The sequence below is a fragment of the Paracoccus bogoriensis genome, from assembly GCF_019431455.1.
Classification (GTDB): domain Bacteria; phylum Pseudomonadota; class Alphaproteobacteria; order Rhodobacterales; family Rhodobacteraceae; genus Paracoccus; species Paracoccus bogoriensis.
Genome location: NZ_JAHYSR010000004.1, coordinates 127743 through 142181 on the forward strand (window position 1 = coordinate 127743; position 14439 = coordinate 142181).

The window sequence follows — 14439 nt, forward strand, 5'->3', positions numbered from 1 at the left end:
CCATGCACTCTGCCACGAAAGAGCCTCTGTCGGCCGATCGCGACGCGATCTGGTCGCAATTGCGGCACGAGGCGCGGATGGCCGTCTCGGACGAACCGCTTCTGGGCTCGCTGATCCATGCGGGGCTTCTGCACCACCAGAGCCTCGAGGCCGCGCTGGCATACCGCTTTTCGCTGAAACTGGCTTCGGGCGAGATGTCCGAGCAGATCCTGCGCGAAATTGCCGACGCGGCCTATGCAAGCGCGCCCGAACTGGGAGATGCAGCACGGGCCGATCTGATGGCGGTCTATGACCGCGATCCGGCGACGCATCGGTTGTTGCAGCCGGTCCTGTTCTTCAAGGGATTCCAGGCGCTGCAGGCCTATCGGATGGCGCATTGGCTGTGGCAGCAAGGGCGGCGCGACATGGCCTATTTCGTGCAGATGCGCTGTTCGGAATGTTTCGGCGTCGATATCCACCCTGCGGCACGGATCGGGACCGGGGTGATGATCGACCACGCCCATTCCATCGTCATCGGCGAGACCGCCTGTGTCGGAAACGACGTGTCGATGCTTCATTCGGTCACGCTTGGCGGGACCGGCAAGGAGGACGGCGACCGTCATCCCAAGATCGGCGACGGCGTGCTGATCGGGGCGGGCGCCAAGGTTCTCGGCAATATCCGCGTGGGTCGCCATTCGCGGATCGCCGCCGGTTCGGTCGTGTTGCACGAGGTTCCGCCCTGCAAGACCGTGGCGGGCGTTCCCGCGCGTGTCATCGGGGATGCGGGCTGCCCTGAGCCCTCGCACAGCATGAACCAGTTGCTGCGCGCCGAGGATTGCAGCTAGAGCCAGTCGGCCATGCCGCTGCCGGTCAGTTCGCCGAGGGTGATGCCCTCGACCGCGAGGCGACGGTCGAGATCGTGGGCGATGCGAGGGATCAGCGACAGGCCCTGATAGATCATCGCCGAATAGATCTGCACCGCGCTGGCACCGGCACGCAGCTTCTGCCAGGCATCCTCGGCGCTGGAGATGCCGCCGACGCCGATGATCGGCAGGCACCCCTGCGTGTCGCGGTAAAGCTGCGCCACAACGCGGGTCGATCGCTGAAAGATCGGACGACCCGACAGACCACCTGCCTGCGAGACATGCGGTCCGCTGACCCCGTCGCGCGATAACGTCGTGTTCGTGGCGATGATCCCGTCCAGACCCAGATCGCAGGCAACGGCGGCAATCTGGGTGATCTCGGCCCGGGACAGGTCGGGGGCGATCTTGACCAGAACCGGCGGGCGGCGTGCCAGGCTGTCGCGCGCCTCGATCACGCCTTGCAGCAGGGCCGTTAGAGCCTGGGCGCCCTGAAGCTCGCGCAGTTTCTCGGTATTCGGAGACGAGACGTTCACAGTCAGGAAATCGGCGTGATCGCCAGCCATGCGAACGACCCGCGCGAAATCGGCAGCGCGGTCGGCGCTGTCCTTGTTGGCACCGATGTTCAGGCCAACGGGAATGCCGGGCGGGCGTGCGGCCAGACGCGCGGCGATTGTCTCGGCGCCATCATTGTTGAAGCCGAAACGGTTGATGATCGCCTGATCGCCGGTCAGCCGGAACAGGCGCGGTTTCGGATTGCCGGGCTGCGGGCGCGGCGTCGCGGCGCCCACTTCGACAAAGCCGAAGCCGGCCCGCATCAGCGGGCCAATCACGCGCGCGTTCTTGTCATAGCCAGCCGCCAGCCCAACCGGGTTCGGCAGGTCCAGTCCGGCCAGCCGTAGCCGCAGCCGCTGGGATGTGACCGGGGCACCCGTCAGCGGCACCAGCCCTGAAGCCAGCGCCCTGATCGACAGGTCATGTGCCCTTTCAGGGTCCAGGCGGTGCAAGAGGGCAAGGCCCGCGCGCTCGATCAGCGTCATTCAGGCAACTCCGGTCTGGTGCCGCCCGTCCGGACCCCGCCTCAGCGGACGCCACGCGGCAACGTCGTCCATCGTCAGCGGCCGGTAGAGATGGGGAAAGAGATCGCCCCCGCGCGCTGGCTCCCATTTAAGGGCATCGCCCAGCGTCGCGGCGTCGCAGCTGACCAGGACCAGATCGTCCTCGTCCACAAAATGACGCAAGAGTGTGCTTTCCAATTGGGCTGAGGTCGAGAAATGAATATAGCCGTCGGCCAGATCGACGGGTGCGCCCTCGGTCCGGTTCTCGACCTGAAACTGACGCCATTCGGCGGCGCGAAGGATCTTGTGGATCATCATGGCGGCATTTGCCTCGGGCCGACGCCCGCGGTCAAGCCCCGGCAAGTTCGGCGGATATTCGTGAGTGGAATTGACCCGGCCAGGTGACTGGGCCAACCTTCAAGGCGTCGTCAATGCGTCTGAAGGGAACAGCCCATGACCCGACTGCTTGCCGCTGCCTCTGCCCTGGCCTTGATCGCCGGCACCGCACAGGCCGAGACCGTCCTGCACATCCTGCACACCAACGACCTTCACAGCCGGATTGAGCCGATCGGCGCCACGGACAGCACCTGCGGCGCCGAGGCGCGCGAGGCGGGCGAATGTTTCGGCGGCGTGGCCCGAATTGCCGCCAAGGTCGCAGCCCTGCGCGCCGAGATCGAGGCGGCGGGCGAGAAGGTCATCCTGCTGGATGCGGGCGACCAGTATCAGGGGTCGCTGTTCTACACGACCTACAAGGGCGCCGATGTGGTCGAGTTCATGAATGCCATCGGTTACGACGCGATGGCCGTCGGCAATCACGAATTCGACGACGGTCCCGAAGGTCTCGACGTGCTGCTGTCTGGCGCAAACTTTCCGGTGATCTCGGGCAATATCGACGTGTCGCAATCCAACTTGCTGGCTGGGCGCGTGCCGCCCCATGTCGTGCTGGATCTGGACGGAACGCGAATCGGTCTGGTTTCGGCCCTGGTGATGGACACGCCCGAAACCTCGTCGCCGGGTCCGAACGTGATCTTCCGCGACGACATCGACAGCCTCAAGGCCGGGGTCGAGGCTCTCTCTGCCGAGGGTATCACGAAGATCATCGCGCTGACCCATTCCGGCTATCTGCGCGATCTGGACTATGCCGCCGAAGTGCCCGGTCTGGATGCGATCGTGGGTGGCCATTCGCACACGCTGCTGGGCGACATGGAGGGAGCAGTCGCGCCCTATCCCACGTTGATCGCCGGACCGGACGGCGCGGATGTGCCGGTCGTGCAGGCCTATGCCTATGGCAAGTATCTGGGCCATCTTCGCCTGACCTTCGACGATGAGGGCAATGTCACCTCGGCCGAGGGGCAGCCGATCCTTCTGGACAATTCGGTCCCCGAGGACGAGGCTATCGCCGCCCGCGTGGCCGAGATGAGCGCGCCCATCGACGAATTGCGCGCGACCGTGGTGGCCCGCAGTCTGGCCCCGATCGACGGCAGCCGCGAAACCTGCCGCGCGCAGGAATGCGAGATGGGCAATCTGGTCGCCGATGCGATGCTGGACCGCGCCAGCGGGCAGGGCGTGACCATCGCCATCCAGAACGGCGGCGGCCTGCGCGCCTCGATCGACGAGGGCGAGGTCACGATGGGCGAGATCTACACCGTCCTTCCCTTCCAGAATACGCTGGCGACCTTTGAACTGGACGGCGCCGACATCATCGCGGCGCTGGAGAACGGCGCCAGCCGGATCGAGGAAGGCGCTGGCCGCTTCGCGCAGGTCGCCGGGCTGAAATACACGATAGACCCCGCCGCCGAACCGGGACAGCGCATCAGCGAGGTGATGGTGCGCGACGGCGATGACTGGGTGCCCATCGACCCGGCAGCCAGCTATGGGGTGGCCACAAACAACTACATGCGCAGCGGTGGCGACGGTTTCGATGTCTTTGCCGAGAATGGCCGCAACGCCTATGATTTCGGTCCCGACCTGGCCGAGGTCGTGGCCGGGTATCTGGCCGCCGCCGAGGATGGCTATCAACCGGTTCTGGACGGGCGCATCACGTTGCGCTGAAGCGTCAGCCTTTGCACGGCGGGCCAGATGCCGGTTGGCTTGGCCCGCTCGATGCGCTAACCCCGTGAAATGAGAACGGGTTATCCCATCGCAATGCCGGGCCAGCGTATCGGTCTGCTGGGCGGATCCTTCGATCCCGCCCATAGGGGCCATCTGGGCATCAGTCGCGTTGCCCTGTCACGCCTGTCTCTGGATCGGGTGTGGTGGCTGGTCTCGCCGGGCAACCCGCTCAAGCCGAACGGTCCGGCGCCTTTGCTCCAGCGTCTGGAGGGCGCCCGGCGTCTGGTCGGCGACCCGCGCATCCTTGTCACCGATCTCGAGGCAAGGCTGCGCCTGCGCAAGACCGCCGACACAGTCGCTGCGTTGCGCCGTCTCTATCCGGGTGTGCGTTTCGTCTGGCTGATGGGATCGGACAATCTGGCGCAATTCCACTTGTGGGACCGCTGGCGCGCCATTGCCGATGCCGTGCCCTTCGCGGTTCTGGCGCGCCCCGGCTCGCGCCTGTCATCGCGAAACGCGCCCGCCGCCAGAGCGCTGAGAGCCGCGCGCCTTCCCGAATGGCGGGCGGCCGAGCTTGCGCTGCGTCGCCCCCCGGCCTGGACCCTGCTGGACCTGCCGCTGTCGCCCCTGTCCTCGACCGCCCTGAGATATGCGCGCCATGAGAATTGACCGCCGCATCCTGTTGGCGGGGCTGATGGGCACCCTGGTGACCCCCGGGTTGGCCCTGGCCGATCCGGTCTCGCGCCCGCCGCGGCGTCCGCCTGTTGACCCGCGTGCGATTGTGGCGCGCGCGGGCTTGCCCGGGCAGACGGGCTTTGCGCTGATCCGGGCAGGCCAGCCCACCCCCCCGCAACATCTGGCGCAGGCCACCATGGCCATCGCGCCGGCCAGCACCGTCAAGGCGCTGACGGCGATGTATGCGCTGGACCGGCTGGGTGCGACGCATCGCTTCCGCACCCGGCTGATCCTGGCGGAGGACATGCTGATCCTGGCGGGCGGCGGCGATCCGACGCTGTCCACCGATGACCTGGCGCGGTTGGCGGCCGATCTGGCCGCGCTTGGCCGACCGCTTCCCGCGCGCTTCGCAGTCTGGGACGGCGCGCTGCCGGTGCTGGCACAGATCGCGCCGGAACAGGCCGTGCATCTGCCCTATAACCCCTCGATCTCGGGGCTGATGCTGAACTTCAACCGCGTCCATCTGGGCTGGAGCCGTGTCGGCGCCGATTACCGGATCCAGGTCGAGGCGCGGGGCACCGCGCTATCGCCGCAAGCCCATACGATCAGCGCCCGCGCGGCGGATCAGCGCGATCTTTTCACCTATCGAGAGGATGGCGGGCGGGAGTTCTGGACCGTCTCGCGCGCCGCGCTTGGCGGTCAGGGCAGCCGCTGGCTGCCCGTGCGCCTACCCGCGCTTTATGCGGGTGATGTGTTCCAGACGCTGGCCCGGGCACGCGGTCTGGCGCTGCCCGCACCCGAGGTGATCACCCATCTTCCGCAGGGCGAGACACTGGCCCATCACGACAGCGCGCCACTGGATGCAATGATCCGGGACATGCTGCGCTATTCCACCAACATCACCGCCGAGGCGCTCGGGCTTCACGCCAGCGGCGCCCCGGATCTGGCGCAATCGGGCGCGCGGATGCTGGACTGGCTGACCGCCGATGAGCCGGGATTGCGGCAAGGGATGCGGCTTGCCGATCATTCGGGCCTGTCCGAGGCCAGTCGGGTCAGCGCCTTGTCTCTGGCGCGTATCCTCGCGGGGCCGGGAGCCGAGACCGGCCTGCCGGGGCTTTTGCGCCGAAATCCTCTGCAACAGGAGGCCCCCGCTCCGGAAGTCGCGGCGAAGACCGGCACGCTGAATTTCGTCTCGAACCTTGCAGGCTACGTCCAGGGGCCGTCGGGCGCGCGCGGCGCCTTTGCCATCCTCTGCGTCGATCCGGCAAGAAGGGCGGCGGCGATCGGGCAGGAACAGCCCGCAGGCGTGCAGGCCTGGACACGCCAGGCCCGCGCCCTGCAGGCAGGCCTGCTGTCGGCCTTTGCAGCGGGCCTGGGCTAGCGCCTACAGCGTCAGGTGACGCACCCGCGACGATAATTCGATGGCGGCGGCGTGCAGGCGCGAGATGTCCAGCTGATCGCGGATTTCGGCCAGCATGGCGATTTCGTTTTCGTAAAGCCGCCCGTCAGCCGCAGCCACATCGCAGGCCAGCGCATAGGCGGTCTCATGGAGCCTGGGCGGCAGCGCCTCGCGAACCAGACCGAACAGCGCGTCCAGCCCGTCCTCTTCCTCGAACAGCGTCATCACCGTCTGGCTGATCGCTCGGATGCGGTCATCGTCATATTGCGCAAAGACCGGCGCGTGATCGACCATCCGCTGGATCGCGACCAGCTCGGATGTTCGCATCCGGCTGTCCGACGCCGAAACAGCAACCATGACCGCCACCAGAGCGTCACAGGGCGACAGAGAGGGCAGGTCGGTCGTCATCACGTTCTCCTTGTGGCTCGGGCGCAGATTATTGACGATCCTGCGGGCTTTCAATAAGCCGTCGAGGGCCTGAAACCGGAGAAAAGCCATGACCACCCTGCGCGATGCCGCGATGCGATCGAAGGCCTGGCCGTTCGAAGAGGCACGCCGGGTGCTCAAACGCTACGAAAAGGCCCCGCCCGCCAAGGGTTACGTTCTGTTCGAGACCGGCTACGGTCCCTCGGGCCTGCCCCATATCGGCACCTTCGGCGAAGTGGCGCGCACCACGATGATCCGCCGCGCCTTCGAGATCATCAGCGATATTCCCACGCGGCTTGTCTGCTTCTCGGACGATATGGACGGGATGCGCAAGGTGCCCGACAACGTGCCCCGGCAGGACATGCTGCAAGAGCATCTGCAAAAGCCGCTGACTTCGGTGCCCGATCCCTTCGGCGAATACGAAAGTTTCGGACATCACAACAACGCGATGCTGCGCCGATTCCTCGACACGTTCGGCTTCGATTACGAGTTCATCAGCGCGACCGATTTCTATCGGTCCGGCCGGTTCGACGCGACACTTCTGCGCGCCGCCGAACGCTATGACGCCATCATGGAGGTGATGCTGGCCAGCCTGCGCGAGGAACGCCAGCAGACCTATTCCTGTTTCCTGCCGATCAGCCCGACGACGGGGCGCGTGCTCTATGTGCCGATCAGGCATGTGGACGCCAAGGCGGGCACGATCACCTTCGACGAGGACGGGCGCGAGGTGACGCTGCCCGTCACCGGCGGCAACGTCAAGCTGCAATGGAAGCCCGATTTCGGGGCCCGTTGGGCCGCGCTGGATGTCGATTTCGAGATGTATGGCAAGGACCACTCGACCAATACCCCGATCTATGACCGGATCTGCGAAATCCTCGGCGGCCGCAAGCCCGAGCATTTCACCTATGAGCTGTTTCTGGACCAGCACGGCCAGAAGATCAGCAAGTCCAAGGGCAACGGGCTTTCGATCGATGAATGGCTGACCTATGCGGCGACCGAAAGCCTCAGCTACTTCATGTATCAGAAGCCCAAGACCGCCAAGCGGATGCATTTCGACGTGATTCCCAAGGCGGTGGACGAATACCACCAGCAGCTGCGCGCCTATCCCGACCAGACACCCGACCAGCAGGTTGCGAACCCGGTCTGGCACATCCATGGCGGCAATGTTCCGGCCTCGGACATGGTCGTGTCGTTCCAGATGCTTCTGAACCTGGCCTCGGTCGCGGGCGACACGGGCAAGGAGGGGCTTTGGGGCTTCATCCGCCGCTATGCGCCCGAGGCCAGCCCCGAAACCCATCCCGGCCTCGACCAGGCGGCGGGCTTCGCGCTGCGCTACTTTCAGGACTTCGTCGCCCCGACCCGCCAATACCGCCTGCCCACCGAGACAGAGCGCAAGGCGATCGAGGATCTCGATGCCCGGCTGGCCGCCTGGGACCAGCCCACCGACCCCGAAGCTCTGCAATCCATGGTCTTCGCGGTGGGCAAGGATCACGGATTTGAACCTCTGCGCGACTGGTTCTCTGCCCTCTACCAGGTGCTGCTGGGCGCGGATCAGGGGCCCCGCTTCGGAGGCTTCATCGCGCTTTACGGGATCGCGGAAACCCGCGCCCTGATCGCGCGCGCGCTGGCGGGCGAACTGGCCGCCTGACGGCCGCTTTGCCTTGGTGAACATATCCTCGGGAGAAAGCGCGCCCCAGCGCGATGGGGGGGTGAAAAGCCCCCCTGTGCGGTTGCGCGAGGGCGTTGTCGTTGCCTGGGCTCGCCCTGCAACGCACGCCCTCTTCAGCCCCTGTTAACCTTTCATCAACTATTTCCTTGCCCGAACGCAGGCCCGCCAAGGTGCAGGTCCGCCGCCACCGGACAAGGGAGACAGCCGATGAATATCGCCATCACGAACGGGCTCTTGCTGATGCCGCCCGCCTTCCGCGCGGGCCTTGCCGCATGGTCGCGCAGCAATGGCACGCCCGGCAGCCCGACCTGGGCCACGGCGGACAATGCCGCGATCGTGCCGGCCGACCAGGATTTCGGGGCCTGTCTCGAGATCCTCAAGCAGAGTAGCACGACCAGCATCCGCTTCATGGGCGAGACGCCGATGATCCCCGGCGTCTATCTGCGCATCTCGGCGCGGGTCAAGGCGGTGGCGGGGGCGCTGGCCAGCGCGCGGATCGGCGCCTTCGCGGGCGACGGGCAAAGGAATCCCGTGCCGGGCCTTACCCTGACCGGCCCCACCGTGGCATTGCAACGCCATGGCGAAGTGGTCGAGGTCTCGGCCATCGTCGGGGTTGGCTCGCGCAGCGGCGTGGACATGAGCTGGGGCACCCGCCCCGTCTATGGCCATTTCGGTCTGGACCTTGTCGGCGCGAATGGCGGCGCCTTCCGAATCGAGAGCATCCGGATCGAGGATATCACCTCGGCTTTCGTTCCTTCGCTGCTGGATTGGGTGGATGTGCGTGATTTCGGCGCGGTGGGCGACGGCGTGACCAATGACCGCGCAGCCTTCGTTGCGGCGGATAATGCGGCGGGCGGCGGCTCGATCCTGGTGCCCGACGGCAACTTCTTCATCTCGGGTGATCTGTCGATCAACAGCCGGATCCGTTTCAAGGGCCGCCTCGTCACGCCGGCCTCGACCCGGATCGCGCTGCTGCAGAGCTTCGATTTCCCGACCTATGCCGATGCCTTCAAGGACGAGACGCTTGGCATGAAAAAGGCGTTGCAGGCGCTTCTGGGCTACACCGATCACACCGTGCTTGATCTGCGCGGCCGCCGGGTCGATCTGAACGAACCGCTGATCATGGCCGATATCGCCCCTTCGCTTGACGCCTTCTCGAACCGGCGGGTGATCCAGAACGGCTCGATCCAGGCCAAGCCCGGACCGGCCTGGGCCACCGGGCGCTGGACGAGCGTGGCGACCTATTCCCCGACCAATCCCTTGACCCTGACCAATGTGGCAAACGTCGCCGCCATCGAGGTCGGCAGCCGCGTCATCGGCAATGGCGTCGGCCGCGAGGTCTATGTGCGTGCCAAGAATGTCTCGGCAGGCACGATCACGCTGTCGCAGCCCCTGTTCGGAGGCGCAGGAACGCGCACCTACAGCTTTGAGAGATACCGCTATCTGTTCGATTTTTCGGGCATTCGCGAAATCAGCCGCCTGAATTTCGTCAATATCGACTTCGGCTGCGACCGGATCGCCAGCGGCGTGCTGCTATCTCCGGGCGGCGAGATGATCCAGTTCAGCGGCTGCTACTTCACCCGCCCGCAGGACCGGGGCATCACCTCGATCGGGCGCGGCTGCCAGGATCTACTGGTGGACAATTGCCAGTTCCTGTCCAACGACATGGACCTGCCCGCGCAGCAACGCACGACGGTCGCAATCAACGTCAATGCCAACGACATCAAGATCCGCAACAACCGTTTCGTGCGCTTTGCGCATTTTCTGGTGGCCAATGGCGGCGGCCATATCATCAGCGGCAATCACTGGTTCCAGGGCGACGGCTCGGGCGAGGGGTTGCGCTTTGCCGGTCTCGTCCTGACCCAGCCCAATGTCCAGACGACGGTCAGCGGCAACTATATCGACAACGCCTCGATCGAATGGACGAACGAACACAGCGCGAGGCCGAATTTCACCGGGCAGGAGTTCAGCTTCGGCGGCCTGACGCTGACCGGCAACACGTTTCTCTGCTCCAACACGGTCCCCTGGTTCGCCTGGCTGGTCGTCAAGCCCTACGGGACCGGGCATTTCATCCAGGGGCTGAACGTCGTGGGCAACGTGTTCAAGGCGCTTTTCGGCAATGTCGAGCGGATCGACCGCGTGGATAGCTCGATCGCCGACCTGAATTACGGCGCCATGCGGAACCTGCAATTCGAGGCCAATACCTTCAACGGCGTGAACACCTATGTCGCCAATCCGCTGATGGTCCAGTTCACCCAGAACACGGCCAGCAACAACTGGACGCTGCCGGTCATCGCCGGCCTGCCCTTTCAGGGCTGGGCGCGTTCGGTCCAGTCGGTCGTCAACGAGACCGCGCTTCTGAACAGCGCAGGCCAGAGGGTCGATGCCGCCCCCCATGTTCAGGTCGAGATCGGCACGACCCGGCGCCAGATCCGCTTGACCTGGGCGCAGCCGCTGCGCGGACGGGTCTGCATCTACGCCAGGATGGACCGCCCGCAATAGCCCGATCCGCCTGATGCGTTGACAAGCCCCACCCGTCTTTCGATCCTGCCGGCGTCGCGCATGGAGGTGGGATGCGTTACCGGCCTGCATTTCTTGACCTTTCCCCCAGCCTGAAGGACATTCAGGCTGGGCTGACCGTTGCCGTCGTGGCGCTGCCCCTGTCGCTGGCCATCGCCATCTCCAGCGGCGTGCCGCCCGACCGGGGGCTGGTCACGGCGATCGTCGGCGGCTTTCTGGTCAGCGCGCTCGGTGGCACGCGCCACCAGATCGGAGGCCCGGCCGGCGCCTTCATCGTGCTTGTTTCCGCCTGTGTCGCCGCCATCGGAATCGATGGTCTGATCCTGGCGACCTGCCTTTCGGGGATCATGCTGGCCGCCTTGGGCGCGCTGAGGCTGGGGGGCGCGATCCGTTTCGTGCCTTATCCGGTGATCCTGGGTTTCACGGCGGGCATTGCAGTCATCATCGCGGCCAGCCAGTTGGGCGACCTGCTGGGCATCCGTGGCGCGGGGCATGGCGGCCTGCCGCAGATGCTGGCGGGGCTTTGGGCCGCGCGGACGCAGGTCCAGGTGGGCGCGGTGGCGGTGGCTGTGCTGACGGTCGCGACGATCTTGGTCGTGCAGCGCCTCGCGCCCCGGCTTCCCTCGCTGCTGATTGGCGTGGTTGCCGCCACCTTGGCGGCGCAATTCGTCCCGGCCGAGACGATCCTGGACCGTTTCGGCGCGCTGCCCTCGGGGCTGCCCCGGCCGCAACTGCCGCAGATCACCCCCGATGCTGTCGTCGCCGCCTTGCCCTTTGCCATCGGCTTCGCGCTGCTGGGGGCCATCGAGTCGCTGTTGTCGGCGATGGTGGCCGACCAGATGTCAGGCAGCCGGATGCGGCCCAATGACGAATTGCTGGGGCAGGGGCTGGCCAATATCGGGGCGGGACTATTCGGCGGATTCTGCACCACGGGAACCATCGCGCGCACGGCCACAAACGTGAAGGCGGGTAGTCGTGGCCCGCTGTCAGGCATGATCCATGCGGCGCTGCTGCTGGCCTTTCTGAGCTTCGCGGGGCCGTTGATGGGGGCCATCCCGCTGGCAGGGTTGGCGGGACTGCTGATGATTGTCAGCTGGAAAATGATCGAATGGCACGCGATCCGCGCCCTTCTTCGCATCGACCGGGCCGAGGCGGGGGTGGCAGGGCTGACCTTTCTGACGGTGATCCTGGGCGATCTGGTGACGGGGATCATCACCGGCACGGCCTTGTCGGGACTGTTGTTCATCGCGCGCATGGCGCAGGACGGCGATGCAAGCCCTGTGCCGCAGCCTATCGACCAGGCGCGCGAGGGCGAAATGATCCTGCGCCTGACCGGGCCGCTTTTCTTTGCGTCGGTCGCCCGGATCGAGCGGGTGCTGGACCGCATTCCCGACCAGCCGCGCCTGCTGGTGCTGGACCTGTCCGGCGTCACGCTGTTCGACCAGAGCGGCGCGCAGATGCTGGCCGAATTGTCGCGGCGGGTTGCGCGACGCGGGGGCCGGGTCGCCGCGATCGGCGTGCTGCCCGCGCTGCGCGGGCTTCTGCCGCTCGAGCTTGCCCAAGCCGAGGATCTGTCAGACGCGAGGTCGCTCGCGGGGTTGTGAAAAATTTACCAAAATACATCTTTATTCGTCAATTCATTTACAAAATTATCTTTTAAAAAAAGTTGCTTAACTTTTATATCCGCATGTGATTAACATTCCCCGGTAACGGCTGGCGCCATGTGCCGACCTGGATCGCACCGCGCCGGATCCATGCAGCGTCATGAGGAGGGGGATGCCATGAGCTCTGAAATCGTGTCGAAACACGCAATTCCGCAAGGGTTCGGCGATGCCCATGTCGGACCGGCGGATTACCAGCGCCTCTATGCCGAATCGATCGACGATCCCGAGGCTTTCTGGGGTCGCGAGGGTCAGCGGCTGGACTGGATCAAACCCTATACCAAGGTGAAGAACACCGATTTCACCCTGGGTCAGGTCAGCATCAAGTGGTTCGAGGACGGCGTGCTGAACGCCAGCGTGAACTGCATCGACCGCCACCTGGCCACACGGGCCGACCAGACCGCGATCATCTTCGAGCCCGATGATCCCAAGACGCCTGCGCAGCACATCACCTATGCCCAATTGTCCGAAAAGGTGAACCGCTTCGCCAATGTCCTGCTGAGCCAGGGCGTAATGCGCGGCGACCGTGTGGTGATCTACATGCCGATGATCCCCGAGGCCGCCTATGCCATGCTGGCCTGCGCGCGGATCGGCGCGATCCATTCCGTTGTCTTTGCCGGCTTCTCGCCCGACGCGTTGGCCAACCGGATCAACGATTGCGGCGCCAAGGTCGTCATTACCGCCGACACGGCTCCGCGCGGCGGGCGTCGCACGGCGCTGAAGTCGAATACCGATGCGGCGCTGCTGCATTGTTCCGACAAGGTGCGCTGCCTCGTCGTCAGGCACACCGGCGACCAGATCACCTGGGTCGAGGGCCGCGACATCGATGTCAAGGAACAGATGAAACATGTCAGCCCCGATTGTCCGCCGCGGCCGATGGGGGCCGAAGACCCGCTGTTCATCCTCTATACCTCGGGTTCGACCGGCAAGCCGAAGGGCGTCGTTCATACGACAGGCGGCTATCTGTGCTATGCCGCGATGACCCACCAGCTGGTCTTTGACTACAGGGATGGCGATGTCTTCTGGTGCACGGCCGATGTGGGCTGGGTCACGGGCCACAGCTACATCATCTATGGCCCGCTGGCCAATGGCGCGACCACGCTGATGTTCGAGGGCGTGCCCACCTGGCCCGATGCCGGCCGCTTCTGGGAGGTTTGCGCCAAGCACAAGGTCAAGCAATTCTACACCGCACCCACGGCGATCCGGTCGCTGATGGGCAAGGGGACCGAATTCGTCCAGGGGCATGACCTGTCCAGCCTGCGCGTCCTGGGCACGGTGGGCGAGCCGATCAACCCCGAGGCCTGGAACTGGTATAACGAGAATGTCGGCAAGGGGCGCTGCCCCATCGTCGATACCTGGTGGCAGACCGAGACCGGCGGCCATCTGATCACCCCGCTGCCCGGCGCGATCGAGACCAAGCCCGGATCGGCCACGCTGCCCTTCTTCGGTGTCAAGCCGGTGATCCTGGATGCGGCATCGGCCGAAATCCAGAAGGGCAACCCCGCCGAGGGCGTGCTGTGCATCGGCGACAGTTGGCCGGGCCAGATGCGCACGCTCTGGGGCGATCATGCCCGCTTCGAGGAGGCGTATTTCCAGCAATATCCCGGCTATTACTTCACCGGCGACGGCTGCCGGCGCGACGAGGACGGTTATTACTGGATCACCGGCCGGGTGGATGACGTGATCAATGTCTCGGGCCATCGCATGGGCACGGCCGAAATCGAGTCGGCTCTGGTGGCCCATGAAAAGGTCGCCGAAGCTGCGGTCGTGGGCTATCCGCACCCGCTCAAGGGGCAGGGCATCTACGCCTATGTCACGCTGATGAACGGGGTCGAGCCGACCGAGGAGCTGCGCGCCGAGCTTGAGAAATGGGTCCGCACCGAGATCGGCCCCATCGCCAAGCCCGACCTGATCCAATGGGCGCCCGGTCTGCCCAAGACACGCTCGGGCAAGATCATGCGCCGCATCCTGCGCAAGATCGCCGAGAATGATTATGGCTCGCTTGGCGATACCTCGACACTGGCCGAGCCCGATGTCGTCGATGATCTCATCGCCAACCGCATGAATCGCGGCTGACGCAAGGGGCCGGGCGCGACCAGTGCCTGGCCCCTCGCGCGACGGGTCTCCGCCAGCCCGTCGT

Annotated in this window: 11 protein-coding genes; 8 read left to right on the forward strand and 3 right to left on the reverse strand. The window is 65.5% G+C overall.

From position 1 onward, the window contains the following. Positions 1 to 2 precede the first annotated feature (2 nt). Entirely contained in the window at positions 3 to 824 is an 822-nt protein-coding gene (cysE, locus tag KY389_RS03320; protein ID WP_219829377.1) for a serine O-acetyltransferase, read from the forward strand. Here cysE and KY389_RS03325 read toward each other — a convergent pair. Together KY389_RS03325 and KY389_RS03330 are read right to left on the reverse strand one after the other, a co-directional pair. Then, positions 821 to 1879 (reverse strand): quinone-dependent dihydroorotate dehydrogenase, encoded by a 1059-nt coding sequence (locus tag KY389_RS03325; protein WP_219829379.1) that lies wholly within the window; start codon positions 1877 to 1879, stop codon positions 821 to 823. The genes cysE and KY389_RS03325 overlap by 4 nt on opposite strands. After that, positions 1880 to 2212, reverse strand: a complete 333-nt coding sequence (locus tag KY389_RS03330) for a DUF952 domain-containing protein (RefSeq protein ID WP_343222893.1) — start codon at positions 2210 to 2212, stop codon at positions 1880 to 1882. It lies immediately after the preceding gene. Between the two features lie 138 nt (positions 2213 to 2350). Here KY389_RS03330 and KY389_RS03335 point away from each other — a divergent pair, with 138 nt between their 5' ends. From KY389_RS03335 to dacB, 3 genes are all read left to right on the forward strand, one after another. Continuing rightward, complete coding sequence (locus tag KY389_RS03335; RefSeq protein WP_219829382.1) at positions 2351 to 3949, forward strand: bifunctional metallophosphatase/5'-nucleotidase; 1599 nt, start codon at positions 2351 to 2353, stop codon at positions 3947 to 3949. A gap of 69 nt (positions 3950 to 4018) precedes the next feature. Then, positions 4019 to 4618, forward strand: coding sequence for a nicotinate-nucleotide adenylyltransferase (locus tag KY389_RS03340; RefSeq protein WP_219829383.1), 600 nt, complete (start codon positions 4019 to 4021; stop codon positions 4616 to 4618). Next, a complete protein-coding gene (dacB, locus tag KY389_RS03345; RefSeq protein WP_246587912.1) occupies positions 4608 to 6005 on the forward strand; it encodes a D-alanyl-D-alanine carboxypeptidase/D-alanyl-D-alanine endopeptidase in 1398 nt (465 codons plus the stop codon). The genes KY389_RS03340 and dacB overlap by 11 nt, the downstream gene beginning before the upstream one ends. Before the next feature lie 3 nt (positions 6006 to 6008). Here the strand turns inward: dacB and KY389_RS03350 are convergent, their stop codons facing one another. Next, positions 6009 to 6431, reverse strand: a complete 423-nt coding sequence (locus tag KY389_RS03350; RefSeq protein WP_219829386.1) for a tellurite resistance TerB family protein — start codon at positions 6429 to 6431, stop codon at positions 6009 to 6011. Positions 6432 to 6519: 88 nt separating this feature from the next. On the opposite strand from KY389_RS03350, the gene KY389_RS03355 reads away from it, so the two are divergent. The 4 genes from KY389_RS03355 to acs all read left to right on the forward strand — a co-directional run bounded on the left by KY389_RS03355 (position 6520) and on the right by acs (position 14375). After that, positions 6520 to 8097, forward strand: a complete 1578-nt coding sequence (locus KY389_RS03355; RefSeq protein WP_219829387.1) for a lysine--tRNA ligase — start codon at positions 6520 to 6522, stop codon at positions 8095 to 8097. 228 nt (positions 8098 to 8325) lie between these two features. After that, a complete protein-coding gene (locus tag KY389_RS03360) occupies positions 8326 to 10620 on the forward strand; it encodes a glycoside hydrolase family 55 protein (protein ID WP_219829388.1) in 2295 nt (764 codons plus the stop codon). Positions 10621 to 10691: 71 nt separating this feature from the next. Further along, positions 10692 to 12242, forward strand: a complete 1551-nt coding sequence (locus KY389_RS03365; RefSeq protein WP_219829389.1) for a SulP family inorganic anion transporter — start codon at positions 10692 to 10694, stop codon at positions 12240 to 12242. Between the two features lie 177 nt (positions 12243 to 12419). Then, positions 12420 to 14375, forward strand: coding sequence for an acetate--CoA ligase (gene acs / locus KY389_RS03370; RefSeq protein WP_219829390.1), 1956 nt, complete (start codon positions 12420 to 12422; stop codon positions 14373 to 14375). Positions 14376 to 14439: the final 64 nt, after the last annotated feature.